This is a genomic window from Rhodoferax sp. GW821-FHT10B06, from assembly GCF_059415605.1.
The window spans coordinates 40,869-66,280 of record NZ_JBWKNO010000007.1 but is presented as its reverse complement, the minus strand read 5'-3'; the positions used below and the strand labels follow the sequence as shown (position 1 = coordinate 66,280).

General features: G+C 63.7%; 18 protein-coding genes and 1 tRNA gene. 15 read left to right on the top strand and 4 right to left on the bottom strand.

Going from position 1 to position 25,412, the window contains the following annotated elements:
- The first annotated feature begins 111 nt into the window (after window positions 1–111).
- The 4 genes from AC07O2_RS12920 (at window position 112) to AC07O2_RS12905 (ending at window position 2,827) form a co-directional block, all read left to right on the top strand.
- Window positions 112–813 carry a pirin family protein gene (locus AC07O2_RS12920; protein ID WP_495076149.1) on the top strand — a complete coding sequence of 234 codons (702 nt, stop codon included), beginning with the start codon at window positions 112–114 and terminating at the stop codon, window positions 811–813.
- A gap of 32 nt (window positions 814–845) precedes the next feature.
- Window positions 846–1,256 (top strand): DoxX family protein, encoded by a 411-nt coding sequence (locus AC07O2_RS12915; protein ID WP_495076148.1) that lies wholly within the window; start codon window positions 846–848, stop codon window positions 1,254–1,256.
- Window positions 1,257–1,314: 58 nt separating this feature from the next.
- A complete protein-coding gene (locus AC07O2_RS12910) occupies window positions 1,315–1,869 on the top strand; it encodes a flavodoxin family protein (RefSeq protein WP_495076147.1) in 555 nt (184 codons plus the stop codon).
- A gap of 82 nt (window positions 1,870–1,951) precedes the next feature.
- Window positions 1,952–2,827, top strand: a complete 876-nt coding sequence (locus AC07O2_RS12905) for a pirin family protein (RefSeq protein ID WP_495076146.1) — start codon at window positions 1,952–1,954, stop codon at window positions 2,825–2,827.
- On the opposite strand, the gene AC07O2_RS12900 is transcribed toward AC07O2_RS12905, so the two are convergent.
- The gene (locus AC07O2_RS12900) at window positions 2,824–3,744 is read right to left on the bottom strand and encodes a DMT family transporter (RefSeq protein WP_495076145.1); all 921 of its coding nucleotides are present in this window, start codon (window positions 3,742–3,744) and stop codon (window positions 2,824–2,826) included. The genes AC07O2_RS12905 and AC07O2_RS12900 overlap by 4 nt on opposite strands.
- 120 nt (window positions 3,745–3,864) lie before the next feature.
- Between AC07O2_RS12900 and AC07O2_RS12895 the strand changes: the two genes are divergently transcribed.
- From AC07O2_RS12895 to AC07O2_RS12885, 3 genes are all read left to right on the top strand, one after another.
- Window positions 3,865–4,776, top strand: a complete 912-nt coding sequence (locus tag AC07O2_RS12895) for a LysR family transcriptional regulator (protein WP_495076144.1) — start codon at window positions 3,865–3,867, stop codon at window positions 4,774–4,776.
- 104 nt (window positions 4,777–4,880) lie between these two features.
- Window positions 4,881–7,796, top strand: coding sequence for a tetratricopeptide repeat protein (locus AC07O2_RS12890; protein WP_495076143.1), 2,916 nt, complete (start codon window positions 4,881–4,883; stop codon window positions 7,794–7,796).
- Window positions 7,793–8,191 carry a hypothetical protein gene (locus AC07O2_RS12885; RefSeq protein WP_495076142.1) on the top strand — a complete coding sequence of 133 codons (399 nt, stop codon included), beginning with the start codon at window positions 7,793–7,795 and terminating at the stop codon, window positions 8,189–8,191. Before AC07O2_RS12890 ends, AC07O2_RS12885 begins: the two co-directional genes overlap by 4 nt.
- 71 nt (window positions 8,192–8,262) lie before the next feature.
- On the opposite strand, the gene AC07O2_RS12880 is transcribed toward AC07O2_RS12885, so the two are convergent.
- Window positions 8,263–9,027, bottom strand: a complete 765-nt coding sequence (locus AC07O2_RS12880) for a sulfurtransferase (protein WP_495076141.1) — start codon at window positions 9,025–9,027, stop codon at window positions 8,263–8,265.
- A gap of 54 nt (window positions 9,028–9,081) precedes the next feature.
- Between AC07O2_RS12880 and dnaE the strand changes: the two genes are divergently transcribed.
- Window positions 9,082–12,621 (top strand): DNA polymerase III subunit alpha, encoded by a 3,540-nt coding sequence (gene dnaE, locus AC07O2_RS12875; RefSeq protein ID WP_495076140.1) that lies wholly within the window; start codon window positions 9,082–9,084, stop codon window positions 12,619–12,621.
- 57 nt (window positions 12,622–12,678) lie between these two features.
- Here dnaE and AC07O2_RS12870 read toward each other — a convergent pair whose 3' ends face one another.
- The gene (locus AC07O2_RS12870; protein ID WP_495076139.1) at window positions 12,679–14,331 is read right to left on the bottom strand and encodes a SulP family inorganic anion transporter; all 1,653 of its coding nucleotides are present in this window, start codon (window positions 14,329–14,331) and stop codon (window positions 12,679–12,681) included.
- Between the two features lie 128 nt (window positions 14,332–14,459).
- Between AC07O2_RS12870 and imuA the strand changes: the two genes are divergently transcribed.
- The 5 genes from imuA to sixA all read left to right on the top strand — a co-directional run bounded on the left by imuA (window position 14,460) and on the right by sixA (window position 22,425).
- Window positions 14,460–15,173, top strand: coding sequence for a translesion DNA synthesis-associated protein ImuA (gene imuA, locus AC07O2_RS12865; RefSeq protein ID WP_495076138.1), 714 nt, complete (start codon window positions 14,460–14,462; stop codon window positions 15,171–15,173).
- Window positions 15,133–16,482, top strand: coding sequence for a Y-family DNA polymerase (locus tag AC07O2_RS12860; RefSeq protein WP_495076137.1), 1,350 nt, complete (start codon window positions 15,133–15,135; stop codon window positions 16,480–16,482). Before imuA ends, AC07O2_RS12860 begins: the two co-directional genes overlap by 41 nt.
- Entirely contained in the window at window positions 16,475–19,648 is a 3,174-nt protein-coding gene (locus tag AC07O2_RS12855; protein ID WP_495076136.1) for an error-prone DNA polymerase, read from the top strand. The genes AC07O2_RS12860 and AC07O2_RS12855 overlap by 8 nt, the downstream gene beginning before the upstream one ends.
- A 216-nt stretch (window positions 19,649–19,864) precedes the next feature.
- Window positions 19,865–21,958 (top strand): polyphosphate kinase 1, encoded by a 2,094-nt coding sequence (ppk1, locus tag AC07O2_RS12850; RefSeq protein ID WP_495076135.1) that lies wholly within the window; start codon window positions 19,865–19,867, stop codon window positions 21,956–21,958.
- A gap of 5 nt (window positions 21,959–21,963) precedes the next feature.
- Complete coding sequence (sixA, locus tag AC07O2_RS12845; protein WP_495076134.1) at window positions 21,964–22,425, top strand: phosphohistidine phosphatase SixA; 462 nt, start codon at window positions 21,964–21,966, stop codon at window positions 22,423–22,425.
- A 53-nt stretch (window positions 22,426–22,478) separates the two neighbouring features.
- Here the strand turns inward: sixA and AC07O2_RS12840 are convergent, their stop codons facing one another.
- Window positions 22,479–23,009 carry a hypothetical protein gene (locus AC07O2_RS12840; RefSeq protein ID WP_495076133.1) on the bottom strand — a complete coding sequence of 177 codons (531 nt, stop codon included), beginning with the start codon at window positions 23,007–23,009 and terminating at the stop codon, window positions 22,479–22,481.
- Between the two features lie 140 nt (window positions 23,010–23,149).
- Between AC07O2_RS12840 and AC07O2_RS12835 the strand changes: the two genes are divergently transcribed.
- Together AC07O2_RS12835 and AC07O2_RS12830 are read left to right on the top strand one after the other, a co-directional pair.
- Window positions 23,150–25,033 (top strand): EAL domain-containing protein, encoded by a 1,884-nt coding sequence (locus tag AC07O2_RS12835; RefSeq protein WP_495076132.1) that lies wholly within the window; start codon window positions 23,150–23,152, stop codon window positions 25,031–25,033.
- A gap of 56 nt (window positions 25,034–25,089) precedes the next feature.
- Window positions 25,090–25,166: transfer RNA gene (locus AC07O2_RS12830), tRNA-Pro, on the top strand.
- Window positions 25,167–25,412 lie beyond the last annotated feature (246 nt).

Sequence of the window (25,412 nt, the reverse complement as noted above, 5' to 3'; positions counted from 1 at the left end):
TTGAAATTTTTCGAATGATGCCATCAAACGATGTGGACGGCCAGAAGGGTGCTCGGGCCTAAAGTTCAGTCCATGGATTCGACAGCCGAATCCCACTATCAGGAGATGAAAGTGCTCACGATTCGCAAATCACAAGACCGTGGCCATGCAGACCATGGCTGGTTGAAGTCCCACCACAGCTTTTCGTTTGCCGGCTATTACGACCCGGAACACATGGGCTGGGGCAATTTGCGCGTCATCAACGAAGACACCATCACGCCGGGTTCGGGCTTTGGCACCCATGGCCACCGTGATATGGAAATCATCAGCTATGTGCTACAGGGCGAGCTGGCCCACCGGGACACCATGGGCAACGTCAAAGGCATTCCGCCCGGCGATGTGCAGCGCATGAGTGCGGGCCGTGGCGTGCAGCACAGCGAGTTCAACCATGCGCCGGATGCGTGCACGCATTTCCTGCAAATATGGATCACCCCCAACGTGACCGGCATCCAGCCCAGCTACGAGCAAAAGACCTTTGCGGACTGCGAAAAGCGCGGTGTTTTGCGCCTCGTGGCATCGCCTGATGGCGCCAACAGCTCTGTGACCATCCATGCCGATGCGGCGGTGTATGCGGGCTTGTTCGATGGCGATGAATCTGCGACCCTGGCGCTGGACCCGGCGCGCAAGAGTTATGTGCATTTGGTGCGCGGTGCGCTGGAGGTCAACGGCAAGCCGCTGGTCACCGGCGACGCGGCACTGATCGAGAGCGAATCCTTGTTGACGCTCACCCATGGCAAGCAGGCCGAAGTACTGGTTTTTGACCTGGCTGCCTGAATTTTTAAATCTGTTCATTGAAAGAAAACACCATGTTCAAAACTTTGCAAAATCCTCTGAGCTTTATTGGCCGTCTGTTGCTGGCCGTCCTGTTCCTGCCGGCCGGTATCGGCAAGATCACGGGCTTTGCGGGCACTGTGGGCTATATCAGCTCGGTGAACATGCCGTTTCCTACGCTGAGCGCGCTGTTCGCCATCCTGTTTGAAGTGGGTGGTGGCTTGGCCTTGGTCTTTGGCCTGGGTACCCGCTGGGCAGCACTGGCCTTGTCGGTTTTCACCCTGGTGGCCAGCTTCTTCTTCCACGCGTTTTGGGCCGTGCCGGCCGAAGCTGCGATGGTGACCCAGCTGCTGTTCATCAAGAATATCGCCGTGGTGGGTGGCCTGCTGACCCTGGCCGCCTGGGGTCCTGGCGCTTGGAGCCTGGATGCCCGCAGCGGTAATTGAGCTCCGTTACAGTATTTCTCGTGTGCCCTGTGTTTAACTTTTCAAGAAAGAAACTTGTATGACTAAGACTGTTGTTGTCTACCACTCTGGCTATGGCCACACCCAACGCGTTGCCCAGGCTGTGGCCGAAGGCGCGAATGCCGAGCTGATCGCTATCGATGCTGAGGGCAATGTGTCCGAAGCGGGCTGGGCCATGATCGGCGCAGCAGACGCCATCATCTTCGGCACGCCCACCTACATGGGTGGCCCGAGCTGGCAGTTCAAGAAGTTTGCCGATGCCTCCAGCAAAGCCTGGTTCACCAGCGCCTGGAAAGACAAAGTGTTTGGCGGCTTTACCAACAGCGCCAGCTTCAGCGGTGACAAGCAAGTCACCCTGATCTATCTGCAAACCCTGGCATCGCAACAAGGTGGCATCTGGGTCAGCCTGGGCCAAATGCCCAGCAACACCAAGGCCGCTACCCGCAATGACCTGAATAACATTGGTGGTTCGGTGGGCGTGCTGGTGCAGTCGCCCTCGGATTCCAGCCCCGCAGAAATGTCGCAGGGCGACCTGGACACCGCCAAGAACTACGGCAAGCGCGTAGCTGACATCACCGCCAAGTTCAAGGCATAAACTGCAGGCTTGGCAAAACTCGAACGCCAGGCCATTCGGCCTGGCGTTTTCACTTGTTCACCAGAACATCAGGAGCCGACCCATGAGCATCGAACATCAATTAACAGGCCACACCAAGGATTTGGGCGGTGGCTTCATGGTGCGCCGCTTGCTGCCATCGGCACAGCGCCAGTCGGTCGGTCCATTCCTGTTTTTTGACCATTTCGGTCCGGTCACCATTCCGCCTGGTGGCGGCCATGCGGTGCGTCCGCATCCGCACATTGGCCTGGCCACGGTGACCTACTTATTCGAAGGCGCGATGCTGCACCGCGACAGCCTGGGCGTGGTCCAGCAGATCGAGCCAGGCGCCATCAACTGGATGACCGCCGGGCGCGGCATCGTGCATTCCGAGCGCCCGCCGCCGGCCCTGGCCGAGTCCACCTACGTCAACCACGGCCTGCAGCTGTGGGCCGCCTTGCCCCAGGCGTTTGAAGAGGTGGAACCCAGCTTCAGCCACACGGCGGCGGCCGATATTCCCGAGCTCACGCTGGGCGATGCCGATATACGCGTGCTGGTGGGCCAGGCCTGGGGTCTGCGTTCGCCCGTGCCCACATTCGCTTCCACCCTGTACCTGGATATTGCGTTGTCCGCTGGCGGTAGTTTTGAATTGCCGCCGCTGGAGCAGGAACTGGCGCTGTACTGCGTGGATGCCGAGCTGGAGGTGGATGGCACCGTGCTGCCATCACACACCTTGGCGCTGCTGGCCTCCGGCGTGACTACCACCATCCGCAGCACGGCAGCCGCGCGCCTGGTGGTGCTGGGCGGTGACGCGCTGGACGGCCACCGCTTCATTAGCTGGAACTTTGTCTCCAGCCGCAAGGAGCGCATTTTGCAGGCCCAGGACGACTGGGAGGCGCAGCGCATGGGCCAGGTGCCGGGCGATACGGAATTCATCCCGCTGCCGCCGCGCCGTCCTTAAATCGTAGACACGCTCTTGGGCTTGCTCAGCCCCCAGGCCACACCCGCCAACGCCACCAGGCCTCCCACGGCGTGGTAGCTGTGCAGCTCTTCCCCCAGCAGCGCCCAAGCCGCCAACGCCACCAGCACCGGCAGCAGGTTCATGGTCAGAGTGGCGCGGGCCGCACCCCAGAACTTGATGCCAGTCATCCAGAAAAATGGTGCGCCTATGGAGGCCGGAATGGCTGCGTACAGCACCAGCGGCGCATTCGCTGCGGTGATGGGCGATATGCTGCTGCCCAGCCAGAACGGCAGCAGGCACAAGATGCCCATGGCAATCTGCGCATACAGCTGCTGCCAGGTCGAAAGCGGCAGGTTCCAGCGCTTCAGCAGCACGCCGTACAACGCATTCGACGATACGGCCAGCAGCATCCACACATCGCCCACCTGCACCGAGCCCTGTAGCAAGGCCCACGGCGCGCCGTGCGTGGTCAGCACCAGCAGGCCCAGCAGGGAAACGGTTATGCCCACCAGCTTGCGGGCGGAAAGATCTTCCCCCGCCATGGCGCTTGCCAACAGCGCCGACAGCAGTGGCATGCAGGCCACGATGGCGCCCATATTCACCGCGGTGGTGGTCCTGGCGGCTTCGTAAGCCAGGCTTTGGTAGGTGGCCATGCCCAGGCCGCCCAGTACAGCCAGCTTGGGCAGGTGCTGCAGGATGGTGGCGCGGTGTTGCCAGGCGGCGCGCCCGAGAAACGGCGTCAGTATCAAAAACGCCAGCAACCAGCGGTACAAGGCGATGGATGCCGGCGCAATCACCGCAGCCGCAGCCTTGGTGACGATGGTGTTGCCGGTCCACAGCAACACGGCCGCCAGCGGCGCAAGTGCGGCGCCCTGGAAGCTGCTGAAAGAGGCGGGAGCGGAAGAAGATGTGGACATACGGTTACCTTGTGGGTATCAAGTTGGGTCTATTTTTCAGTGTTTCGATGCATCAATAAAGTGCAACATTCGATCTATATCCATGCAAGCTGTGCATGCATGCGGGAGAATCACCGCACCATGGACCTGAACCACCTGATCGATCTGGACGCCTTGCTCAGCGAAGGCAGTGTGGCCGGCGCGGCCAAGAAGCTGCACCTCAGCGCGCCCGCCATGAGCCGGCGCTTGGCGCATTTGCGCCATGCCCTTGGCGACCCGCTGTTTGTGCTGGCCGGCCGCCGCCTGGTACCCACGGCCAGGGCATTGGACCTGCGGGAACGGGTACAGGCCGCGATGGAAGATGTGCGCGGCATTCTGGCTCCGCCGGTGGTGGACTTCAGCCGCCTGGAACGCACGCTGACGCTGCGCGCCAACGACGGCTTCATCGGCGCCTGGGCACCCCGGCTGCTGGCGCGCACTCTCGCCGAGGCGCCCGGTGTGCGCCTGCGCTTCGTGCCCCGCACCGATACGCATATGGAGCAGCTGCGCAGCGGCGAGATCGATCTGGACCTGGGCGTGCTGCATGCGCCCGCGCCGGAAATCAAAAGCCAGCTGCTGATGCGGGTCGGCTTTGTGGGCGTGGTGCGGGCCGGGCATGCGTTGCAACAACTGGCCGAAGTGGATGTGGCAGCCTTCACCCGCTGGCCGCATGTGACGCCGTCGCGGCGCGGGCGCGCCCACGGCTCCATCGACGAGGCCCTGCAGGTCGTGGGAGCGCAACGCCAGGTGGTGGCGGTGGTGCCGGGTTTCCAGACGGCGTTGGCCATGGTGCAGGCCTCGGACTGCATAGCTGTGATGCCGGAGCCCTTTGCGCTGTGGAACGCCGGAGCCGGCCAGTTTTTCATTTTTGCGCTGCCGGTGCAGACCCAGGGCGTGGACATTGCCCTCAACTGGCACCCGCGCATGCACGGCGACCCGGTGCACTGCTGGCTGCGCGAGCATGTGCGCGCGGTCACTGCCATCGCCTGGCCTGCCGAAATTTATACGAAATAGGCCTGCAGCGCAGAAATTACCTGCGCAGGCAGCTCATATTTTTATAGCATAGGCTGCAGGAAATCCGCTATCCCAAACCGGCGCCCGGCTCCATAATCCGCGCCATGGGCCACACCGCAAGCATCTTTGGCGACGGCAATACCGTTGTCCAAATCGAAGGTGACAACAACATCGTGCAGCTGGGCCGCGCGCATCTGGTGCTGACGCGGTTCGAGGCGCAACGCAGGCTGGACACCCCCCTGAACCGGCTCACCCCCTATGCACGCTCCACGCCCCTGCTGGGCCGCGATGCGGAAATGGCCAGCCTGCGCAGCTTTTTGCAAGACGCCAGACCCATCAGCGTGCGGGTCATGGTGGGCAGCGGCGGCAGCGGCAAGACCCGGCTGGCGCTGGACCTGTGTGACAGCCTGGCGCAAGAGGGCTGGAACACCGGCTTCATCACCGGCGCCGAGCTGGACCGCTTTGTGGCCCAGCAAAACCTCAGTGCCTGGCGTTGGCAGAAGCCCACCCTGGTGGTGATCGACTACGCCGCCGCCAAGGCCGAAACCCTGAAGCTCTGGTTGTCCGAGCTGGCCGACCACAGCCAGCCCCCGTCAGATCCTTCGCATCCGCTGCGCCTGCTGCTGCTGGAGCGCCATGCCGACCCTCAGGGCGGCTGGTGGCAAACCGTGTTTGGCGGTGACGCGCGCCAGTACGCCCGCCAGGCCTTGCTGGACCCGCCTGTGCCAGTGGAAATCCGCCGCCTGGTGGAGCAGCAGGACCGGCTGGCGCTGCTGCGCAATATGCTGGACCAGCAGGCCATCTGGTTGCCGCTGGACGGGCCCGTGCTGCAGGCCCAATTGATGGCCGCGCCCTGGGGCGGTGATCCCTTGTTTCTGATGATGGCCGCCATGCACATGGCCAGGCTGGGCCATGCCCAGGCCTTGTCCCTGGGGCGTACCGACCTGGCGATGGCGGTGGCTGGCTGGGAGATACAGCGCCTGCAAAAACTGGCCCAGGCGCAGCACCTGGACCCGGCTTGGGTGCTGCACCTGGCCGCCTGCGCCACGCTGGCCCAGGGGCTGGAGCACAAGGCGTTCATTGCGTTCGCGGTGGCGGAGAAGGCCGTCTCCGGCTGGGAGGGCGCACCACCCGCCGTGGCCAAGCTGCTGGAGCAAGCCCTGCCGCAGCCCGGCGGCATAGCCCCCGTTACCCCCGACCTGATTGGCGAGGCCCTGGTGCTGCAGGTACTACGCGATGACCCGGACGCCGTGCAGCGCTGCTATGCCACCCTGGGCCATAAGGTGGCCGAGGCCGCAGTCCGCTGCGCACAGGACTTTGCCGCCGAGTCACCGCTGCCGCTGCAATGGCTGAATGCCATGGTGGATGCGGCCCAGCAGGATGTGCCTGCGCTATTGCAGCTACTGTTCAGCCTGCCCATGGGGAGCGTGGTGCTGGGCGATGTCAGCCTGCGGGTGGCGCAATGCCTGCAGACCCAATGTGCGGACGACCCCACTGCGAACCCTGGACTGCAGGCGGCGGCCTTGCTGAGCCTGTCTCTCGCACAGTCACAGGTGGGGCAGCCCGAAGCCGCTTTGCTGGCCGCGCAACAGGCCGAGGCGCTGTACCGCAGCCTGGCGGAGCAGCAGCCAGACCTATTCACCGCCGACCTGGGCCGGGCCCTGAACAACCTGGCGTTTATGCACAGCAATCTGGCGCAGGCGAAGGCCGCTGTGCGGGCGGGGCTGCAGGCCGTGGCTCTGTACGCCGGCCTGGTGGCACAGCAACCCGAGGCCTTTACGCCAGACTGGGCCGTGGCCCAGCTGAACCTGGCCAAGGCGCAGATCGAGATGGGGCAGCTGGGGGCGGCTCTGCACACAGTGAATCAATCCATTATTTTGTACCGCGGCCTGGTGGCGCAGCAGCCGGATGTGTACGCACCGAATCTGGCCAGGTCGCTGAACAACCTGGCCTATATCCACAGCCAGCAGGGCCAGTCGCAGGCGGCTTTGCAGAGTGCTCTGGAGGCGGTGGAGCTGTACCGTGCGCTGGCCGCACAGCGGCCCGACCTATTTACCTCGGAGCTGGCGTTTTCGTTGTTCAATCTGACCAAATCGCAGGTCGAGCTGGGCCAGTTTCAAATGGCTTTGCCCGTGGCCCAGGAGGCACTGGATTTGCACCGGCAACTGGCCCGGCAGCGGCCCGAGGTGTTTTTGTCGCTGCTCGCACGGTCGCAGACGAATCTGTCTTACATCCACAGCGCATTGGGCCAGCATGCAGAGGCTCTGCAGTCGGCGCAGCAAGCGGTGGACACCTACCACCAGCTGGCATTGCAGCGGCCCGAGGTGTTCCAGCCCGACCTGGCCATGGCCTTGCTGAATCTGACCAAATCTCAAGTGGAGTCCGGCGAGCCTGCCGCCGCCCTGCAGTCGGCGCAGGAGTCCGCCGACCTGTATCGCAGTCTGGCCCTGCACGCACCGGATGTGTATACCCCTGAGCTGGGCAAGGCGCTGAGCAATCTGGCGGGTATGCAGCTGGCCAATGGCTTGGTTGACGCCGCCGTTGAAACAGCGCAGCAGGCGACCGTGTTGCACCAAGGGTTGGAGGTGGCGCGGCCTGGCGTGTTTTCTGCGGACTGGGCCAGAGCGCTTTTCATCCTTTCCCGTGCCCATGCCACGCAGGAACAGTTTGGTGCGGCCCGGCAGGCGGCGCAGCAGTCTGTGGATTTGTACCGCCCCCTGGCGGCGCAGCTGCCCGATTTGTATGGCCCCGACCTGGCCCGGTCGCTGTATCTGTTGGCCGTGTGCATCCACAGGGAAGAGGGCGAGGGCGCCGGTGGCGCCCTCGCCGTTGCCCAGGCGGCGGTGCAGGCCCTGTTGCCGCATTTTCTGCAACGGACCGAGGCCTATGTGGAGCTGATGCAGCCATTGTTGAGCGACTACTTTGCGCTATGCCAGGCTGCAGGCCAGGAGCCCGACCAGGCGTTGCTGACCCCGCTACAGCCTTTTTTTGCCCAAACCGATGAGGAAGCACCGCCATGATCGATCCCGTAACCCTTTCCGCCCTGGTCAGCAGCACCGTGGCGCTGCTGTCACCCTTGCTGGCCAAGGCCGTGGACAAAGGCGCAGAGGAACTGGGCAAGTCGGCCATGGGTGCTTTGCTGGACAAGTTCAAGCAGCGCCTGGGTGGCACGCCGGCCGAAAAGCCGCTGCAAGACCTGGCCAAGCAACCCGAAGATGCCGACAACCAGGCAGATCTGCGCAAGCAGCTCAAGGCGGCGGTACAGGCCGACCCGGCCTTGGCGGCATTCCTGCAGCAGTGGCTGGAGCAAGGCCGCCAGCAGGCACAGGCCCTGGGCATTACGCAGACCGCCACGGTCACGGGCAACGACAACAAAACGGTGCAGATTGCCGGCTCGGGCAACTCGGTGTCGTGAGTGTTTTGCTATTTTATTGATAGCTTCCAGCGCAGGTATATTCTGCGCTGGCGGCCTAAAAGGCTTGAAGCCTAGATTTTCGCTGCAGCCAGGTCGCTGGCCGACAGATCGGCTTCCAGCGTGCGCCGCTCGTCGAACACAAAGCAGCTGCCGTGGTAGTGGCTGCCATCGGTTTCCTCGAAGTATTTAAGGATGCCGCCTTCCAGCTGGTACACATGCTCCAGCCCCTGTTCGCGCATCAGGATGGCGGCTTTTTCGCAGCGTATGCCACCGGTGCAAAAGCTCACCACGGTTTTGTCCTGCAGCTCGGCCTTGTGTTCCAGCAGGGCCGGGGGAAACTGGCTGAACTTGTCTATGCGCCAGTCGATGGCATCGTCAAACGTGCCGTGGTCCACCTCGAAGGCGTTGCGCGTGTCCAGCGTGACCACAGGGCGACCTTCGTCGTCCACGCCCTGGTCCAGCCAGCGTTTCAGCGTGGCCGCGCTGACGGCGGGTGCACGGCCGTCCGGGCGGCTGAAGTCGGGCTGGATGGTGGGGCAGTCCATGCGGATGATTTCGTTCTTTACCTTCACCAGCATCTTCTTGAAGGGCTGGGCGGTCGACCAGCTTTCCTTGGGCGCCAGGTCGGCAAAGCGCGGGTCTTGCTGCAGGCGGGCCACAAAGGCACGCACGGCGGCCTCGGGCGCAGCCAGGAACAGGTTGATGCCTTCGCCTGCCAGCAGGATGGTGCCCTTGAGTTGCAGCTCCAGGGCCCAGGCGTGCAGCTGCTCGCGCAGGGCTGCCGCGTCTGGCAGGGGGACGAATTTGTAGGAGGAGATGTTCAGGATGGAGTTCACCCAGCGATTTTAAGAGCCCGCTTTCAGACTTGGCCCGCGACCTAAAATGGTCGGATGTTTGTCCATCTCCGCCTCCATACCGAATTTTCCGTCGTTGACGGCACCAACCGCATCGACGAAGTCGTCAAAGCCGCCGCCAAGGACCAGCAGCCCGCGCTGGCGATTACCGACCTGAGCAACCTGTTCGGCGCGCTCAAGTTCTACAAGGAAGGCCGGGGCAAGGGCGTCAAACCCATCATCGGCGCCGAGATTTTTCTGGAAGGCCAGGGCCTGGACCTGACGGCGCTGAGCCGCGTGATCGTGCTGGTGCAGAACAAGCAGGGCTACTTGAACCTGTCCGAGCTGCTGGCGCGCGGCTTTACCCAGAATATTGTGAAGAACCAGGCGGTGATCAAGCTGGCCTGGCTGCAGGAGCTGAACGAGGGGCTGATCTGCCTCTCGGGCGCGCAAGCCGGCCCGGTGGGCCAGGCCCTGGTGCAGGGCGATACCGCGCGGGCCGAAGAGGCAGCGCTACAGTTTGCCGCGCTGTTCCCCCAGCGCTTTTACCTGGAGCTGCAACGCGCCGGCCGGCCGGACGACGAGGCCCAGGTCGTGGGCGCGGTGCAACTGGCGGCGCGCCTGCAGCTGCCGGTGGTGGCGACCCACCCGGTGCAGTTCGGCGAGGTGGATGACTACGACGCCCACGAGGCCCGGGTATGCATTTCTGAAGGCGAGATTTTGGGCAACCAGCGTCGGGTGCGCCGCTTCACCCGCGAGCAGTATTTCAAGACCACGGAGCAAATGCTGGCCTTGTTTGCCGACCTGCCTTCTGCCGTGGCCAACACGCTGCAGATCGCCAAGCGCTGCAACCTGAGCCTGGTGCTGGGCAAGCCGCAGCTGCCGGACTTCCCCACGCCCCTGGTGGATGGCGTGCGCATGACGCCCGAGGACTATTTCCGCTACGCATCGCACGAGGGGTTGAAAGAGCGCCTGCTGCACCTGTATCCCGATGAAGCCAAGCGCGAGGCCGAGCGCCCGCGCTATGTGGAGCGGCTGGAGTTCGAGCTCACCACCATTTTGAAGATGGGCTTCCCGGGCTACTTCCTGATCGTGGGGGACTTCATCAACTGGGCCAAGAACAACGGCTGCCCGGTGGGGCCGGGCCGGGGCTCTGGTGCCGGTTCGCTGGTGGCCTATGCGCTGAAGATTACCGACCTGGACCCGCTGCAGTACAAGCTGCTGTTCGAACGTTTCCTGAACCCGGAGCGGGTGTCCATGCCTGACTTCGACATCGACTTCTGCCAGAGCAACCGCGACCGCGTGATCGATTACGTGAAGGAAAAATACGGCAAGAACGCCGTGAGCCAGATCGCCACCTTCGGAACCCTGGCCGCCAAGGCGGCCATCCGCGACGTGGGCCGTGTCATGGACATGAGCTACAACTTCTGTGATGGCATCTCCAAGCTGGTGCCGGGCAAGCCCGGTATGTCGTACACGCTGGCCTATCCGCCCGAACCCAAGAAGGACGGCGACAAGAACAACTACGCGCTGGAGCTGGAGCCCCTGCTGTACGAGCGCGTGCGCACCGAAGAAGACGTGAAGACCGTCATCGAAATGGCGCAAAAGCTGGAGGGCATGACCCGCAACATCGGCATGCACGCCGGGGGTGTGCTGATTGCCCCGGGCAAGCTCACCGACTTCTGCCCGCTGTACCAGCAGCCCGGCAGCGAGTCGGCCGTGAGCCAGTACGACAAGGACGACGTGGAGGCCATCGGCCTGGTGAAGTTCGACTTCTTGGGCCTGGCCACGCTGACCATCCTGGAGATCGCCAAGGAGTTCATCATCCTGCGCCATCCGGGCCAGGAGAACTTCGCCTTCGAGAACATCCCGCTGGACGACAAGCCCACTTACAAGCTGTTCTCTGACGGCAAGACCGAAGCCGTGTTCCAGTTTGAAAGTCGCGGCATGCAGGGCATGTTGAAAGACGCCAAGCCCAGCCGGCTGGAAGACCTGATTGCGTTGAACGCGCTGTACCGCCCAGGGCCTATGGACCTGATCCCCAGCTTCGTGGCGCGCAAGCACGGCCGCGAGGAAGTGGAGTACCCGCACCCGGCGGTGGCCGAGATGCTGAGCGAGACCTACGGCATCATGGTCTACCAGGAGCAGGTGATGCAGACCGCGCAGATCCTGGGCGGCTACTCGCTTGGCGGCGCGGACATGTTGCGCCGCGCCATGGGTAAGAAGAAGGCCGAGGAAATGGCCGAGCACCGCGAGAAGTTCCGCGCCGGTGCCCTGGCCACCCACAACATCCCAGAGGCCAAGGCCGACGAAATCTTCGACTTGATGGAGAAGTTCGCGGGCTATGGTTTCAACAAGTCGCATGCTGCCGCCTACTCGTTGCTGGCGTACCACACGGGTTGGCTGAAGGTGCATTACCGCGCCGAATTCTTCTGCGCCAACTTGACGGTGGAAATGGACGACACCGACAAGCTCAAGCTGCTGTTTGAGGATGCGGTGAAGATGGGCCTGAGCTTCGAGCCGCCCAACATCAACCTGGGCCGCTACCGCTTCGAGCCGGTGACCGACAAGCTGATCCGCTACGGCCTGGGCGCCGTGAAGGGCTCGGGCCAGCAGGCGATTGAGGCCATCGTGGCGGCACGCGAAGCCGGTGGGCCGTTCAAGAGCCTGTTCGACTTCTGCGTGCGGGTGGACAAGTCCAAGCTGAACAAGCGCACGGTGGAAGCACTCATCAAGGCCGGCGCCTTTGACGCTATCGAGATCAACCGCGCAGCGCTGATCGCCTCCATCGACCGTGCCTTTGCCTTTGCGGCAGCCACGCTGGCGAATGCCGACCAGGGCGGCCTGTTCGACATGCTGGAGGACGACAGCCACGGCTCCAGCACGCAGGAGCCGGACCTTGTCGAAACCCCGATGTGGGGCATCAAGGAGCGGCTGACGCTGGAGAAAACGGCAGTGGGCTTCTACCTGTCGGGCCATTTGTTCGACGAGGTGCGCAAGGAGGTGCGCCGCTTCGCCAAGCGCGAGATTGCCGATGCAGTGGACAGCCGCGACATCGTCATGCTGGCCGGCATCATCAGCGACTTGCGCGTCATCAACGGCCAGCGCGGCAAGCTGGGCCTGTTCCGGCTGGACGACGGCTCGGGCATGATCGACGCCCGCGTCAGCGACGCCATCATGAGCGCCAACAAAGACCTGTTCAAGGACGACGAGCTCATCATCGCCATGGGCAAGGTACAGACCGACCGCTTTGGCGGTGGCGGCCTGCAGTTCAGCATCAATGAGGCCTGGAGCCTGGCTACCGCGCGTTGCCGCTACGCCAAGTTCCTGCGTCTGCAGCTGCCACCGAACGCCACCGGCTCCGGCCTGGACATTGCCAAGCTGGTGAAGGATTTCCCGCCGGTGCGTGAAACCACCGAACAGGGCGACGTGGTGCATGGCCTGCCGGTGCGCCTGTCGGTACAGCGCCAAACCCCGCAGGGCGTGGCCGTGGCCGACCTGTTGCTGGGCGACAAGGCCCGTTTCTTCCCCACCGATGCGGCACTGGCCCAGTGCCTGGCGCAGGCAGCGCAGGCCGTGGTGGCCTATGAGGAATAGGGCGTCTGGTGCAGTTTGCTATTAAATGAATAGCTGCTGCCGCAGGTATTGCCTGCGCTAGCGGCCGTTTTTATCTATAGCCGCCTGCACCGCATCGGCCACGCTCCAGAAGCAGACGGTGCTGGCGCTAGGGCCGGGCCCGCGTAGCAGCAACTCGCGCACGCTTTCTTTCACCCGGGCCAGCAGCAGGCGGTGGCCTGTGCGCAGGGCCCAGCTGTGGAACTCTGCCAGGGTCTCCACGGCGGTGCTGTCCAGGTCGGTACTTTCCTCCAGGCTGAGCACGATGGTCAGCGGCGCCGCCTGGGCTTCGGCCAGCCGGCGCACCTCGGCTAGGATCTGCTCGGCGTTGGCAAAGAACAGCGGAGCCTCCGGGCGCACCACCAGTACGCCAGGGTGCAGCCGGGCTTCCGGGTGGCGGGCCGCGTCGATGAAGTCATGCGTGCCCGGCAGCTCGCCCAGTACGCTGACCCGCGTTTGTGAAAAGCGCCGCACGGCCGCCACGATGGACAGCAGCACGGCCAGCAGCATGCCTTGTAGCACCCCCAGGGCGATGACGGCCAGCACGGCGCAAATGGCCAGTACCTCGTCCCGCCCCAGGCGCCACAGGGTCAGCAAGGGGCGCGGGTTGAGCGCATGCGTCAGGGCCGACACAACCACCGCGGCCAGCACCGGCTGCGGCAGCAGGGCCAGCCAGGGGCCGGCCAGCGGCACCAGCACAAAAATGACCAGGGCGGCCAGCAGACCGGAGGTCTTGCCTTGCGCTCCAGCATCCTCGTTGGCCGCGCTGGCAGAGAATCCGGCGCCCACCGGCAAGCCCTGGAAGATGCCCGACGCCAGATTGGCCGCGCCCAGGGCCGCCAGCTCGCGGTTGGGTTCCACCATGTCGTTGTGCTTGAGCGCCAGCGTACGTATGGAGCCCCAGGACTCGGCGTACAGAATTACCACCAGTGGGACCGCCAGCTCGGCCACACGCAGCCAGGCGTTGTGGTCCAACGTCGGCCATGCCAGATGGATGTGGCCCATGTCAATGGCGCCCACCAGGGGCACGCCGTGCGCCGGCAGGTCCAGCAGCGCAGCGGCCGCCATGCCCAGCAGCATCACGGCCAACGCGGCGGGAAACAGGGCAATGCGTTTCAGCAGCCGCAGGCAGACATAGGCCCCGCAGCCCAGGCCCAGCGTCCAGGGGTTCCAGGCCGGTAGGTCCCGCAGCAGCTGCCACAGAATCTGGGGGGCGCTTGTACCATGCGCGGCCACGCCCGCGATATGCGGCAGCTGTTTGATGACGATGGTCACGGCCAGGCCAAAGGCAAAGCCGCGCAGCACCGGCCGCGAGATGAAGGCCGCCAGATGGCCTATGCGGGCGGCCGCACTCAGTGCAAACAATGCGCCCACCAGCAGCACCATGGCCGATGACAGCATCAGCGCGCTGGCGGTGTTGAAGCCCGCCGCCACCAGCGTGGCAACCGCGGCGGCCAGGATGGTGGCAGACGAAGAAGTGGGCGACACGATGGCATACCGGCTACCGCCCAGGGCGGCATAGGCCAACAGCCCTGCCACGCTAGACACGATGGCGTGCTGCGGCGCCACACCGGCAATGCCCGCGTAGGCAATGGCTTCGGGGATCAGTAAGCCGGCCACGGACAGACCGGCGACCGCATTGCGCAGTGGGCTGCCGGGTAGGGGAGGGATGGCTGGTTCCTGCGGGCCCATGGAGTGTGTCTTTCTGTGTGCGGAGCGCCATTACACACCAGCAGCACACCTGGGCCTGAGAGGCTTCCACAAGCTGCCAGTCTATTCAAAATACTGTATATTTAAACAGTTAACTGAGAAAACACCCCATGCCCGGCAACACCGTTCCCTTTCTCGACTCCGTCTGGCGCGCCAGCGAGTTGAGCCTGGGCGCCATGGCCACCGTGTCCAGCGGCCATGCGCTGCTGGATGCCGCCTTGCCCGGCAGCGGCTGGCCCTGCGGCAGCCTGACGGAAATCCTGCAGGCCCAGCACGGCGTGCACGAATGGCGCCTGCTGCTGCCGGCCCTGCGGGCGGTGGCCGGCACGGTGGTGCTGGTGGGCAGCCCGCTGCTGCCGAATATGCCGGCGCTGGCCTGCCAGGGCCTGGCCATGGATGCGCTGCTGCGCATAGACGCCGAGCGCGCGGCAGACCAGCTGTGGGCCACCGAGCAGGCGCTGCGCTGCCGCGATGTAGGCGCTGTGCTGGTCTGGCTGGCCCATGCACGCTCCGACCAGCTGCGCCGCTTGCACATGGCCGCGCAAAGCGCCAACCAGGCGCAGGCTCCGCTGGTGTTCGCGTTCCGCCCGCTGTTGGCGCAAGACGCGTCTTCGCCCGCGCCGCTGCGCCTGCGCATGGGCAGTGCACCCGAGCACCGACTGGAGATCGGCATTCTGAAACGCCGCGGCCCCACGCTGGACCGCCCCTTGATGCTGCTGCCGGCGCTACCGCCGGCTCTGGTGAAGCCGGCACGGGTACCGGCGCCTTCTTTCGCCCCGCTCCATGCTGTGGATCGCCCTCGCACCCCTTCCACCACCGCTTGAGGCGAAAGCCGAAGCGGAGGCGGCGCCGGACCCGATCGCGGGCACCGGCGCGCTGCTGCAGGCCCTGGCCTGGGCGATGCTGCAGTTCAGCCCGCGCGTCTGTCTGGTGGAGCAGGCGGTGCTGCTGGAGGTAGAGGCCAGCCTGCGGCTGTTCCATGGCAAGCGCGACCTGGTACGGGCGGTGCAGCAGCAGGCTGCGCTGTGGCAGCACGGCCATCTGGCGGTGGCGCCGACGGCGTTGGGGGCGTTGGCATTGCTGAGGCAGCACAGTGGCCCGCTGGCGGGCTGCAAACCGCAGACTTTGCAGAGCACGCTGGATAGCTTGCCGCTGCATTGCCTGGCGGCGTTGGCCAGCCATCTGCCGACCCTGCAGCGCCTGGGCTGCCGCAGCCTGGGCCAGGTGCGGGCGTTGCCGCGCGCGGGCGTGTCGCGGCGTTTTGGTGCCGGCGTGCTGGATGCACTGGACCGGGCGTACGGGTTGAAGCCGGAAATCTACCCCTGGGTGGCGCTACCCGAGCAGTTCCGCCTGCGGCTGGAGTTCAGCGGCCGCATCGAGGTGGCGCAGGGCATGTTGTTTGGCGTGCAGCGCCTGCTGCTGCAGCTGAAAGCCTGGTTGCAGGCGCGGCAAAGTGGCGCTATCGGAGTGCGCCTGCATTGGGAGCACGATATGCAGCGCCGTAGCGAGGCGGCGGCCGGGTCTATGGAAGTCCGCACGGCCGAGGCCACGCGCGATACATCCCACCTGGCCAAGTTGCTGGCAGAGCATCTGGCCCACACCCCGCTGGCCGCACCGGTGGTGGCCATCACGCTGGAGGCGCTGGGCGTGGAGCGACTGCAGGTCGGTAGCCAGAGCCTGCTACCGGGGGACCAGGTGCGCGGTGAGTCGCTGCAGCAGTTCATCGAGCGTGTTGCCGCCCGGCTCGGGCCGCAGCAGGTGCTGCGTGCCCAGGCCGTGGCCGACCACCGGCCACAGTACATGCAGACCTGGGCCGCGGCCAGCACTGCGGCGGCCGGCAAGCCAATCACGCCGGACCCGGCCCAGGCCTCGCACCCGCCCTGGATACTGCGCAGCCCGCTGCCGCTGGGCATGGACGGCCACCGGCCGGTGTACCAGGGCCCGCTAACCCTGCTGGCCGGGCCGGAGCGTATTGAGTCTGGCTGGTGGGATGGGCAGGGGGACGGGCACGGGGGCGACCTTACCTTGCGCGACTATTTCATCGCCCACAGCGCGGCATCGGGCCTGCTCTGGGTGTACCGCGAACGTCTGCGCGGTGCGATGGGCTGGTATCTGCACGGTGTGTATGGATAGCCGCGCCACCTCCAGCACCATGGCCTTGCCGGGTTATGCCGAGCTGCACTGCCTGAGCAACTTCAGTTTCCAGCGCGGGGCCTCGCACCCGCAGGAGCTGGTGGCGCGCGCCCTCAAGCTGGGTTACACGGCTTTGGCGATCACCGACGAATGTTCGGTGGCCGGCGTGGTGCGAGCCCATGTGGCGGCGCGCGGCACGCCGCTGCATCTGCTGATCGGCGCCGAATTCATGCTGCAGGGGGAGGGCGGCGGCACGCTGGTACTGCTGGCGCGCAACCGGCGTGGTTACGGCCAGCTGTGTGAATGGATCACACGGTGCCGCGCTGGCAGCCGCACCGAAAAAGACCCTTACCGCCAGGATGCCGCGCATTGGGAAGCCCACGCCGGCGCATTGAATGAATGCCTGGCTTTGTTCGCACCGCAGCGCCGGATGGATGAAATGGATGTAGACCACATCAGCGCCCGCGCCGAGTGGCTGCAGCGCCTGTTTCCGCAGCGCAGCTGGATCGCGGTGGAATTGTTGCAGCGCATGGACGATGCGCGCTGGCTGCACACGCTGCAGCAGGTCGGCCAACGCAGTGGCTTGCGCCTGGTGGCAGCCAGCGGGGCATTGATGCATGTGCGTTCGCGCAAGCGCCTGCATGACGTGATCACCGCCGTCCGGTTGGGCCGACCAATGGCTGAGTGCGGTTTTGCGTTGGAGCCGAATGCCGAGGCCCATCTGCGCACCCGCGTGCGGCTGGCTGGCCTGTACCCGATCGAACTGCTGCAGGAGAGCCTGCTGGTTGCCGCGCTGTGTACCTTCAACCTGGATGAGCTGCAATACGAGTATCCGCAGGAGGTGGTGCCGCAGGGCCACACGCCGGCCAGCTTTTTGCGCCTCAGCGCGCTGGCCGGTGCGGCCCAGCGCTACCCGGGCGGCGTGCCGGACGGTGTGCTGCAGCGGCTGGAGCATGAGCTGGCGCTGATTGGCGAGCTGCGCTATGAGAAGTATTTCTTGACCGTCTACGACATCGTGCGCTTTGCGCGCAGCCAAGACATCTTGTGCCAGGGCCGGGGCTCGGCTGCCAATTCGGTGGTTTGCTACTGTCTGCATGTCACCGAGGTGGACCCGATGCGCAGCAGCCTGCTGTTCGAGCGCTTCATCAGCCGCGAGCGTAACGAGCCGCCGGACATCGATGTGGACTTTGAACACGAGCGGCGCGAGGAGGTCATCCAGTACCTGTACACCCGCTTCGGTCGGCACCGCGCGGCACTGACGGCCACCGTGGTTAGCTACCGCTCGCGCAGCGCGATCCGCGACGTGGGCAAGGCACTAGGCTTGCCGCTGGACATGCTGGAGGCACTGGCCCACAACCATGTCTGGTGGGACGACCCCGAGGCTATGCCCGAGCGCCTGCGCGAAATCGGCGCCGACCCGGCCGCCAAGGCCATCGCGCTGCTGCTGGAGCTGGCACCGGCTCTGGTCGGCTTTCCGCGCCATCTGTCGCAGCACACCGGTGGTTTTGTGCTGACCGGCGACCGACTCACCTCCACCGTGCCGGTGCGCAACGCGTCCATGCAAGAGCGCACCACGATCGAATGGGACAAGGACGACATTGACGCACTGGGCCTGCTGAAGGTGGACGTGTTGGCACTCGGCATGCTGACGGCTATGCACCGCTGCCAGAACTTCATCCGCCAGTGGCGCGGCTATGCCTTTACGCGGCAGCACATCAAGGACGGCGACGATGCCACCTATGACATGTGCTGCGCCGCCGACACCATAGGCGTGTTCCAGATCGAATCACGGGCTCAGCAGAGCATGCTGCCCCGGTTGCGGCCGCGTGAGTATTACGACCTGGTGGTACAGGTGGCCATCGTGCGGCCCGGGCCGATCCAGGGCGGCATGGTGCACCCGTATCTGCGGCGGCGCCAGGGGTTGGAGCCCAAAACCTTGCCCAATGAGGCGCTTGGCCCAGCCCTTGAGCGCACACTGGGCGTGCCGATTTTTCAAGAGCAGGTGATGCAGATCGCGATGATCGCCGCCGGCTTCAGCGCCGGCGAGGCGGATGAGTTGCGCCGCGCCATGGCCGCCTGGAAACGCAAGGGCGGGCTGGAGAAATTCCACCAGCGCATCATGGATGGCATGGCTGCGCGTGGCTACGCGTCTGAGTTCGCCGAAGCCATCTTCCGCCAAATGCAGGGCTTTGGTGACTATGGCTTCCCTGAGAGCCATGCCGCCAGCTTCGCGCTGCTGGTCTACGACAGCGCCTGGATGAAATGCCACGAGCCGGCCTGCTTTCTGGCGGCCATGCTGAACTCGCTGCCCATGGGCTTTTACGGCCCGTCGCAGCTGGTACAGGACGCGCAGCGTCACGGTGTCGAGGTTCGGCCGGCGGACGTGACGCATAGCGACTGGGACTGCACGCTGGAGAGCGGTGGGCCGCTGCAGCCGGGCCGGTTGCCGCAACCCGCGGTACGTCTGGGGCTGCGCCTGGTGTCTGGCGTGTCGCAGAAGCCGATGCAGCGTCTGATGGAGGCGCGTGCCGTCCAGCCGTTCCGTAACACCGAAGACCTGGCCCTGCGCGCCCAGCTGGATGCCGCCACGCTGAACGCGTTGGCCCGTGCCGATGCGCTGGCCAGCCTGTCGGGCCATAGGCGCCAGCAGGTGTGGGACGCGTCGGCCCTGCACGCCACACCAGCGTTGCTGCGCGATGCACCGGTATATGAGGATCTGCTGGCGCTGGAGGCAGCCCCTGAGTCCGAAGAAATCGTTTGGGACTACGCAGCGCTGGGCATGACGCTGCGGCGCCACCCGGTGGCCCTGCTGCGGCCGTATTTGCGCAGCAAACGCCTGCTCTCGGCCGCAGAGCTGTTTGCGCTGCCCGAGGCGGCGACGGGCCGCGTGGTGCGCGCCTGCGGCCTGGTCACTGTGCGGCAGCAGCCGGGCACGGCCAAGGGCATTGTGTTCGTGACGCTGGAGGACGAAACCGGTAGCGTCAACGTGATCGTGCGCAAGAGTCTGCGCGACAGCCAACGGACGCAGCTACTGCACTCCCAATTGTTGGCGGTCTACGGCCAGTGGCAGCGCGTGGGCGAAGTACGCCACCTGCTGGCGCAGCATTTGCGCGACGCCAGCTATCTGCTGGGTGAACTGACCACCAGCAGCCGAGATTTCCATTGATGCTTATGCAAAAAATGCTATCAAAATGATGGCGCCTAGCGCAGACAATACCTGCGCTAAAAGCATAAATGGCTATGCTGTTTTTGCTATCAAAAATATTGCATCGGCTAGTGCTTTGTGTCGTCATTGGATTGACACATTACTGTCATCAAATGAGGGGACACTTGCGATTAGCATCGCGCGCCGCGTGCCTTGTATAGCCTCTATAAAGACCTGATGTCTCAGCATAAAAAACCTCCCGCTGCTTCCGCCAATTTGCCTGCCGTGCCCTTGCTGGACCGCGACCACAGCATCCTGGCCTTCAACGAGCGGGTGCTGGACTGGGCGGTGCGCGCCGACGTGCCCTTGCTGGAGCGTTTGCGCTATCTGTGCATTGTGTCGTCCAATCTGGACGAGTTTTTTGAGGTGCGGGGTGCACCGCATCTGATCGCTGCGCAGAACAACGACTACCAAGGCGTCTACAGCGTCCATTCCTTCAAGAAGCTAGCTGCTGCGGCACACGACCTGGTGGCGCGCCAATACGCTTTGTACAACCAGCATCTGATGCCGGCCTTCGAGAAAGAGGGCTTCCAGATCATTTCGCACGGCGAACGCAATCCAGAGCAGCGACGCTGGGTCAAAGCCTACTTTGACCGCGAGGTACGCCCCCTGCTGATGCCGGTGGGCCTGGACCCGTCGCACCCGTTTCCCCAGGTGGCCAACAAGTCGTTGAACTTCATCGTGCGGCTAACCGGCGAAGACGCTTTTGGCCGCGAGAACGACATCACCATCGTCAAGGTGCCGCGTGTACTGCCGCGCTTCATCCGCATGCCAGATGCGGTGTCGGGCAAGCGCGTTCTGTTTGTGTCGTTGTCCAGCGTGATCCGGGCCCATCTGCAAGAGATGTTTACCGGGCGCACGGTGGGGCAGTTTTCGCAGTTCCGCGTCACCCGCCATTCCGACCTGGCGGTGGACGAAGACGAGGTACGCGACCTGCGCACCGCGCTACGCCAGGGGCTGGAGATACGCCACTACGGGCAGGCTGTGCGTCTGGAGGTGTCGGCGGACTGTTCGGAATACCTGTCGGCCTTTCTGCTGAAACAGTTCAAGCTGCCCGAGCAGGCGCTGTACCGCGTGCATGGCCCGGTGAATCTGGCACGCCTGACGCAGCTGATCGATCTGGTGAACCGGCCGTCGATGCTGTTCCCGCCTTTCCATGCCAGCTGGCCCCAGCAGCTGACGCAGGGGCAGTCATTTTTCGACCGGCTGAAGCAAAGTGATGTGCTGATCCACCAGCCGTTTGAGAGTTTTGACGCGGTGCTGGCCTTTTTGCGCGAGGCCGTCAACGACCCGCAGGTGCTGGCCATCAAGCAGACCATTTACCGCACTGGTGCTGATTCCGAGCTAATGGCCTTGCTGCGCGAGGCTGTGCGCCGCGGCAAGGAAGTCACCGTGGTGCTGGAGCTGAAAGCCCGTTTCGACGAAGAGGCGAATATCAACTGGGCCGAGATGCTGGAATCCATCGGCGCCCAGGTGGTGTATGGCGTGGTGGGTCTGAAGACCCACGCCAAGATGCTGCTGGTGACGCGCCGCGAGGGCAAGCAGCTGCGCCGCTACGGCCATTTGTCCACCGGCAACTACAACCCGCGTACTGCGCGGCTGTACACAGACCTGAGCTATCTGACGGCCGACCCGGCCCTGACCGGCGACATGGAGCATGTGTTCGTGCACATTGCCGGCCTGAGCAAATTGCCCCGCTTGCAGCGCCTGTGGCTGGCTCCCTTCGAGCTGCACGATAAATTGATCGACAAGGTGCGCGCCGTCGGCAAGGCGGCCGCCCAGGGGGTGCCGGGCCGCATCGTGGCCAAGATGAATGCGCTGACCGACGAGCACCTGATCGCGGCCCTGATGCTGGCAGGCCAGCAGGGTGTGAAGATCGACCTGATCGTGCGCGGTGCCTGCATGCTGCCCGCGCAGGAGCCAGGTAGCACGGAGAATATCCGCGTGCGCTCTGTCATCGGGCGCTTTCTGGAGCACTCGCGGGTGTTTTATTTCCGCAGCGCCGAGCAGGAAGATTTGTACCTGTCGAGTGCCGACTGGATGAACCGCAATATGCTGCGCCGTATCGAACTGGCTTGGCCGGTGACCGACCCGCAGCTGCGCCAACGTGTGATTGATGAGTGCCTGGTGCCATATCTGCTGGACCAGCGCGATGCCTGGGACATGGTTGCGGGCGGCCAGTATGTGCGTGTGCAGCAGCCAGAAGGTCATGGCGCGCAGGCCGCGCTGATGGGGCGTTATGGCCTCCACCGACGGGCGCACGACGCGTAAACACCATGGATCTGGTCTTGTGGCGCCATGCCGAAGCTGAAGAGGGGAGTGAAACCCTGGGCGACATGGACCGAGCCCTGACCTCGCGCGGTAGCAAGCAGGCCCAGCGCATGGCGCAGTGGCTGGACCGCCATTTGCCCGAGAGTACGCGGGTGCTCGCAAGCCCCGCGCGCCGCACGGAGCAAACCGTGCAAGCCCTGGGGCGTCGCTACAAGCTGCGTCCGGACCTGGCCCCGGGCTGTTCGCCAGAGCAGTTGTTGGCTGCAGCGCAGTGGCCCGACAGCAAGTCTGCAGTGCTGCTGGTGGGGCACCAACCTACCCTGGGGCAGACGATTGCCCAATTGCTGGGCCTGCGGGAGTTGGAGCTGCCGGTGCGCAAGGGTGCGGTGTGGTGGCTGCGCCGGCGTGAGCGGGACGGCCAGGCGCAGACCGTGGTTGTATCCGTGCAGGGGCCGGAGACAATTTAGTTCACCTTCCAGCGCCACGGCATGGCAGCCTGGACGCCAAATGCGTCGCCGAATCAGGCCCTTTTGGCGACCTTCTTGAGGGTTTTTTTAGCGGCTGCCGGCACATCTGCGCTGGCGGCTGCAGGGCGGCCGGTTTTGATGGCGGGTACGGCTTGCAGGGCGGTGCGCAGCGCGCTGTCCGACATGGCGGCCAGGGCCTTGATGCCGGCTCGCAGCAATTCACTTTTCTTGGCGGGTTGTGCCAGTTTGATAGTGCGTTGCTTCAACTCGTCCAGCACCACATATTCGGCTTTGGGAATGGTGAAGCTGTCACGTACCAGCTTGGGCTTCTTGACCTTGGTGGGCTTGCTGGCAGCAACTGCCTTGGGCTTGGCAGCGGCGGCAGCCACCGGGCTTTTCACAGTCTTGGTTTTTACGGCCTTTGCCTTGGGGGCGGGCGCTTTGGCTGCGCTGCTAATCTTGACGGCAACCGTTTTGGTGGCGGCCGGTTTGGCAACAGGAGACTTTTCAACCGCAGGCGCGGTTACTGTTGCGGGCAAGGTGGGGGCTGCGGTGGTGCTTGCAACTTTGGGGCTGGTAGTCATCAAAAAAATCCTTTAAACGATTTATATAGTTTATATGGTTTTTGATGATTTGCAAAAAAACAATAGCAGATGCACCCCGTTTCATCGCTCTGTCACAGCACTGTATTAACTTGAACGATTGTCATGACCGGTGGAGTGGAATGGTGAATGCTTCTATGGTGGATGCGCCGAGTTTGAGTCTGGGCTATCAGCCGGAGCGTGTGCGCCTGGGGCAGGGCGCTTTGGCTCAATTGATGCGTGCCAATGCCTTGCACTCGGTGTTTCAGCCCATTGTGGACTTGCGCAGCGGCAATGTTTACGCGCATGAAGCCTTGATCCGCAGCTCGCCAGGTGCTGCGTTGCTGGGGGCCGATGCGCTGTTTGCTGCAGCACGCTCTGAAAATCTGCTGTTCGAGTTTGAGCTGTATTGCGTGCGCGTTGCACTGGAAGGCTGGGGGCGCCTGCAGGAGCCTGGACGTCTGTTTGTCAACATCAGTGCCGATGCGCTGGTGGAGGTGGTGAGTCGCCAGGGCTGCCAGAAACTGATCGATACGGTGCGTGGCTATGGAGTCTTGCCGCGCATGCTGGTACTGGAGTTGACCGAGCATGAGCGCGTCAATGATATGGCGCAACTGATTGGCGTAGCCCGCGAGGTGCGCGCGGCGGGCATGTCTTTGGCGCTGGATGATTTTGGCGATGGCCGCTCCAGCTTACGCCTATGGTCACAGGTCAAGCCCGAGATTGTGAAGATCGACAAGTACTTCACCAAGGAAATTTCGCAGCACGCTGACAATCTGCAAACGCTGCAAGCCTTGAAGCAGATCGCCACCATTTTTGGTACCCAGTTGGTGGCTGAGGGCATTGAAACCGAAGATGATTTGCGGGTGCTGCGTGACCTGGATCTGGCCTATGGCCAGGGCTATTTGCTGGGGCGGCCTGCTGCGTCGCCACGGGTGAAAGCCAAGAACGAGGCCATCCAGGTATTGAGCGACTCCCTGGTGTCAATCTTCCCGGCATCGGGACGGGTTTCGCGCTCGGGCGTGCTGCGTGGACTCGCCGTACAAAACGCACCCTGCGCCGGCATCCACACTACCAACGACCAGTTGTCGGCCATGTTTCTGCGCCATCCCGAGTTGCATGCGATTGCTATCGTGGACCAAGAAAGACCTTTGGCTTTGGTGAACCGGCACCAGTTCATGACCCATTACGCCACGCCGTACTACCGGGAGGTGCACGGCCGCAAGCCTTGTTTGCTGAACGCCAACCATGCGCCGCGCCTGGTGGAGCGTGACCACAACGTGGATGAGCTGGTGGGCATCCTGACGTCCCAAGATCAGCGCTATCTGACCGAAGGCTTCATCGTGACTGAAAACGGGCGTTATTTGGGATTGGGAACCGGCGACCAACTGGTGCGCTCGGTGACCGAGGTGCGGCTGGAAGCCGCGCGCCATGCGAATCCGCTCACTTTCTTGCCGGGCAATATTCCTATCAGTCAGCATATAGAGCGCCTGATGGAAGCCGGAGCCGACTTTGTGGCCTGCTATGCCGACCTGAACCATTTCAAGCCTTTCAACGACCATTACGGGTACTGGCGTGGCGATGAAATGATCCGCTTGGTGGCTAAGCTTGCCTTGTCGCACTGTGACGCCAAGCGCGACTTTGTGGGCCATGTGGGTGGTGACGATTTCATTTTTCTATTCCAAAGCAATGACTGGGTACAGCGCTGTGAAATCATCGTGCAGGAATTCAGTGAGCGGGCCTTGGCCCTGTTTGACGATGCTGCACGCCTGCAAGGCGGCATTTACGCCGAAGACCGCCAAGGCATACCCCGTTTTTTCCCTTTCACCACGTTGTCGATTGGGGCCATCCGCATACGGCGCGGCCAGTATGCGCAGGCCGAAGATGTCGCCAATGCCGCTGCGTTGGCCAAGCATGATGCCAAGATGCAAGGCACAGGGCTGTTTATCCGTGACGCAGCGGTACACCCTGCTGCAGAGGCTGTGGCACGGGCAGCGCAGCGTGCAGATTTGATGGCGAATGTGTGAATAAATTCGCCGGGCTCCAAATCAGCCCAAAAGTCGTTGTAGAATAGAAGACTAGTCGGGGCGTAGCGCAGCCTGGTAGCGCATCTGGTTTGGGACCAGAGGGTCGAAGGTTCGAATCCTTTCGCCCCGACCATTAATAGCAAGGGTTAGTAGGTGAAAGCCTACTAACCCTTTTGCTTTTGTACTGTCGTTTGCGGGATTTGCATATCTCTTCACCATTGCCGTGGGCTTGCTGCTGTGCCTGCGGTGTCGTATCTATTCTTGGATCTCTGTTCAATTCAGCCAGCCATTCAGTTGCTCGTCTGGATTGCGCTGACGGCAATGGTCCTTCAGAGAGTCTTGTTTGCTATTAAGTTAATAGCTATCTGCGCAAGTTTTG

Coding starts and splice junctions, on each gene's coding strand:
- imuA (WP_495076138.1), top strand. CDS start 14,460: ATGCCCGGCAACACCGTTCCCTTTCTCGACTCCGTCTGGCGCGCCAGC.
- AC07O2_RS12855 (WP_495076136.1), top strand. CDS start 16,475: ATGGATAGCCGCGCCACCTCCAGCACCATGGCCTTGCCGGGTTATGCC.
- AC07O2_RS12840 (WP_495076133.1), bottom strand. CDS start 23,009: ATGACTACCAGCCCCAAAGTTGCAAGCACCACCGCAGCCCCCACCTTG.
- AC07O2_RS12890 (WP_495076143.1), top strand. CDS start 4,881: ATGGGCCACACCGCAAGCATCTTTGGCGACGGCAATACCGTTGTCCAA.
- AC07O2_RS12860 (WP_495076137.1), top strand. CDS start 15,133: ATGCTGTGGATCGCCCTCGCACCCCTTCCACCACCGCTTGAGGCGAAA.
- AC07O2_RS12870 (WP_495076139.1), bottom strand. CDS start 14,331: ATGGGCCCGCAGGAACCAGCCATCCCTCCCCTACCCGGCAGCCCACTG.
- dnaE (WP_495076140.1), top strand. CDS start 9,082: ATGTTTGTCCATCTCCGCCTCCATACCGAATTTTCCGTCGTTGACGGC.
- AC07O2_RS12835 (WP_495076132.1), top strand. CDS start 23,150: ATGGTGAATGCTTCTATGGTGGATGCGCCGAGTTTGAGTCTGGGCTAT.
- sixA (WP_495076134.1), top strand. CDS start 21,964: ATGGATCTGGTCTTGTGGCGCCATGCCGAAGCTGAAGAGGGGAGTGAA.
- AC07O2_RS12915 (WP_495076148.1), top strand. CDS start 846: ATGTTCAAAACTTTGCAAAATCCTCTGAGCTTTATTGGCCGTCTGTTG.
- AC07O2_RS12900 (WP_495076145.1), bottom strand. CDS start 3,744: ATGTCCACATCTTCTTCCGCTCCCGCCTCTTTCAGCAGCTTCCAGGGC.
- AC07O2_RS12895 (WP_495076144.1), top strand. CDS start 3,865: ATGGACCTGAACCACCTGATCGATCTGGACGCCTTGCTCAGCGAAGGC.
- AC07O2_RS12905 (WP_495076146.1), top strand. CDS start 1,952: ATGAGCATCGAACATCAATTAACAGGCCACACCAAGGATTTGGGCGGT.
- AC07O2_RS12910 (WP_495076147.1), top strand. CDS start 1,315: ATGACTAAGACTGTTGTTGTCTACCACTCTGGCTATGGCCACACCCAA.
- AC07O2_RS12885 (WP_495076142.1), top strand. CDS start 7,793: ATGATCGATCCCGTAACCCTTTCCGCCCTGGTCAGCAGCACCGTGGCG.
- ppk1 (WP_495076135.1), top strand. CDS start 19,865: ATGTCTCAGCATAAAAAACCTCCCGCTGCTTCCGCCAATTTGCCTGCC.